This is a genomic window from Streptococcus mitis, from assembly GCF_003942685.1.
GTDB classification, from domain to species: domain Bacteria; phylum Bacillota; class Bacilli; order Lactobacillales; family Streptococcaceae; genus Streptococcus; species Streptococcus mitis_CD.
The window spans coordinates 1-879 of record NZ_RJNR01000035.1 but is presented as its reverse complement, the minus strand read 5'-3'; the positions used below and the strand labels follow the sequence as shown (position 1 = coordinate 879).

Sequence of the window (879 nt, the reverse complement as noted above, 5' to 3'; positions counted from 1 at the left end):
AACCGTTACCTTAACTGGATCTTTCTTACCTGGTGTTGTCAAGTCTGGAATATTTTCAACATTCGTTACCTTGCCACCTTCTGGAATCTTAATTCCTTTAGTGTAATCCTCTGGGGTTAATGGAGTTTTCGTAACTGGAGTTTCAATTTCCTTAACAGGTGTTACATTAACCGGAACTTCTACTGTAATCACTTTTCCATTTGGTAATTCTACCGTTACTTTAACTGGATCTTTCTTACCTGGTGTTGTCAAGTCTGGAATGTTTTCAACATTTGTGATCTTGCCACCTTCTGGAATCTTAATTCCTTTAGTGTAATCCTCTGGGGTTAATGGAGTTTTCGTAACTGGAGTTTCAATTTCCTTAACTGGCGTTACATTAACTGGGACTTCTACTGTAATCACCTTTCCATTTGGTAATTCTACCGTTACTTTAACTGGATCTTTCTTACCTGGTGTTGTTAAGTCTGGAATGTTTTCAACATTTGTGATCTTGCCACCTTCTGGAATCTTGATGCCTTTTGTGTAATCCTCTGGGGTTAATGGGGTCTTAGTTACTGGAGTTTCAATTTCCTTAACAGGTGTTACATTAACTGGGACTTCTACTGTAATCACTTTGCCACTTGGTAATTCAACCGTTACCTTAACTGGATCTTTCTTACCTGGTGTTGTCAAGTCTGGAATATTTTCAACATTCGTTACCTTGCCACCTTCTGGAATCTTAATTCCTTTAGTGTAATCCTCTGGGGTTAATGGAGTTTTCGTAACTGGAGTTTCAATTTCCTTAACAGGTGTTACATTAACCGGAACTTCTACTGTAATCACTTTTCCATTTGGTAATTCTACCGTTACTTTAACTGGATCTTTCTTACCTGGTGTTGT

The 879-nt window shown here is 38.1% G+C and carries 1 protein-coding gene; it reads right to left on the bottom strand.

The window, feature by feature from the left end; translation table 11 throughout:
- The coding region (locus D8855_RS10340) for a Rib/alpha-like domain-containing protein (protein ID WP_260467398.1) at positions 1 to 879 on the bottom strand (879 nt) is incomplete at both ends.